The 2,457-nt window shown below is 55.2% G+C and carries 3 protein-coding genes; 2 read left to right on the plus strand and 1 reads right to left on the minus strand.

From position 1 onward, the window contains the following. Positions 1-86: 86 nt before the first annotated feature. Positions 87-1,034, minus strand: a complete 948-nt coding sequence (locus AC1D1Z_RS36320) for a LysR family transcriptional regulator (RefSeq protein ID WP_477853646.1) — start codon at positions 1,032-1,034, stop codon at positions 87-89. 226 nt (positions 1,035-1,260) lie between these two features. Here AC1D1Z_RS36320 and AC1D1Z_RS36325 point away from each other — a divergent pair, with 226 nt between their 5' ends. Both AC1D1Z_RS36325 and nodB read left to right on the plus strand, forming a co-directional pair. Continuing rightward, the gene (locus tag AC1D1Z_RS36325; protein WP_081295649.1) at positions 1,261-1,851 is read left to right on the plus strand and encodes a NodA family N-acyltransferase; all 591 of its coding nucleotides are present in this window, start codon (positions 1,261-1,263) and stop codon (positions 1,849-1,851) included. After that, positions 1,848-2,457, plus strand: a 610-nt coding sequence (gene nodB / locus AC1D1Z_RS36330) for a chitooligosaccharide deacetylase NodB (RefSeq protein WP_477853648.1), incomplete at its 3' end; no start/stop codon positions are given. The genes AC1D1Z_RS36325 and nodB, both read left to right, overlap by 4 nt.

Below are 2,457 nucleotides of genomic sequence, written 5' to 3' on the forward strand. Positions count from 1 at the left end.
AACCGATTCGATTGATCAATGCAGGAAGTGGGCGAGTTGCCACCACCTGAAGCGACATCCTTCGAGCTAATGCAGCTCGACCAGAATTAGGCCGCTCTGGCCGCTTGAGAGCATCCTTCAGCGGATGCCTCAATGCGCGAAGCCTCCTCCAAAATTATGTTACGCATCCAGATGTTGCCGGGATCGGAATTGTGAAGCAAGGGCCACTGTATAGCTTCTGTGAACGAAAGAGGAGGCAGTGGATGATCTACGATCTGTAAGGGAATCGTCGGTGCGAAATGTCTGACAAGCCGCAAGGGAAGGGTTGATATCCGATTCGTCCCCTGWAGTAACATCGGGATCGCGTTAAAGCCCTGGACCACGATTTCGATACGCCGCTTAAAACCGTGCTCYAGCAAYAGCCATTGTTCAAYGGATGGCTTCAAAGTACGCCCAAACATGGTCGCGACGTGTCCCAKCGACATRAATYGCTCRAGGGAAAGCTTCCCGYGCAGCTGYTGATTRTTAGGGCAGCCGACRCACACGAGYTTCTCCCCAAACAGCTTCGCACTGGGATGAGGGGCTGACATGAACTGTTTTGGAAGGATCAAAAAATCCACATCTCCGCCGTGGAGACGTTCGTCCGGATAATCAATCATGTGGAGTAATTCAAAACTGACGCCGGGTGCCTCTCGCGCTACGCGCTTTATGACCTTTTCGAAGAATACCAGCGTCATGAAATCGGACAGAACGATTCTGAAGCACCGGTCAGATTCCGCCGGGACCAATGGATCCCACGCAATCACCGAGAGCTGAATCTGAAGTAGAGCTTCGCGAACCGCAGGGGCGAGCGCCTCGGCTCGCGGTGTCGGGACAAGTCTGCGCTGCTGCATCACAAACAGCTCGTCATTGAAGTAGGCGCGCAACCTGCCGATGGCTGCGCTCATGGCTGGTTGACTGAGGTTGATGCTGCGCGCTGCCGCGGTGAGCTTCCGCTCGGTCATCAAAGCATCGAGCGCCACGAGAAGATTTAGATCCAGGCCCTTAAAACGCATATTCGATCCATGATGTAGATGATTGTGATCCAAACAATCAATTTTACCAATCTTTCGGAGTGCTTATTAAAAAGGCCGGAACTTATCAAGGCGCCAAAGCAAACTAGCGAGCGGAGGCGGATCGTATCTGTCGCAAATTGACGACGAGCGGCCCGATCAGCATGTGCGCCTGCACCAATCTCTGCTGCTTTTGGCTTATTGGCTGAGAAACGAACTGGAGCTTTGCATGTCTGCTGGAGTGCGGTGGAAAATATCCTGGGAAAATGATCTCGAACCGTCGGACCATGCGGAATTGTCCAATTTTTTTCGAGCGACCTATGGCCCGACAGGAGAGTTCAATGCCAAACCTTTTGAGACTGGCAGAAGCTGGGCGGGTGCGAGACCGGAACGTCGCGCAATTGCGTACGATTCGAAAGGCATAGCCAGCCACATGGGTTTGCTGCGTCGTTTCATAAAAGTCGGCGACACCGATTTGCTGGTCGCCGAACTTGGCTTGTATGGAGTGCGCCCGGATCTGGAGGGGCTTGGAATCGCTCACTCGATCCGCGCTTTGGCTCCGGCTTTGCAGGAACTGGCGGTGCCGTTCGCGTTCGGCACCGTCCGACATGCTATGCGGAACCACGTGGAGAGATTCTGCCGAGACGGTATCTCCAATATCGTCACGGGGGTTCGTGTACGCTCGACCCTTCCAGATGTGCTGCCCAATATGCCCTCTACGCGCACCGAAGACGTGCTCGTCCTGGTATTTCCGATAGGACGACCGATGAGCGAGTGGCCTTCCGGATCATTGATCGAACGAAACGGGTGCGAGCTATGAAGCGGCGCTCTTATATAAGCGAAGTGCCGTTGGATGACGGCGGGAGCGACGATCGTAGCATCTACCTGACGTTCGACGACGGTCCCAATCCGGAATGTACTGGCCAGATCCTGGATGTGCTCGCCGAACACCGCGTACCAGCCACCTTTTTCGTCCTCGGCGCGTATGTCAAAGACCATCCCGATCTCGTCCGCCGTGTTGCGGCAGAAGGTCACTTGGTCGCCAACCACACGATGACCCACCCCGATCTTACGGCCTGTGACTCGGACGCGATCGAACGAGAGATAAAGGAGACAAACGAAGCCATTGTCTCGGCGTGTCCCCAAGTTGCGGTTCAACATATACGAGCGCCATACGGCGCTTGGAACGCGGATGTCCTTTCAAGATCCATGAACGCCGGACTTCGACCTGTTCACTGGTCGATAGACCCGAGAGACTGGTCCCGTCCCGGAGTCGATTCTATCGTTGACGCGGTACTCGCTGCTGCTCGGCCAGGTGCAATCGTGCTTTTGCACGACGGTTGCCCACCTGATGAGGTCGGGAACTGCAAGCTCACCAGACTGCGCGATCAAACACTTTCGGCGCTCTTGGCGATTATCCCCGCAC

The sequence above is a fragment of the Rhizobium sp. P1_E1 genome (genome assembly GCF_056406015.1).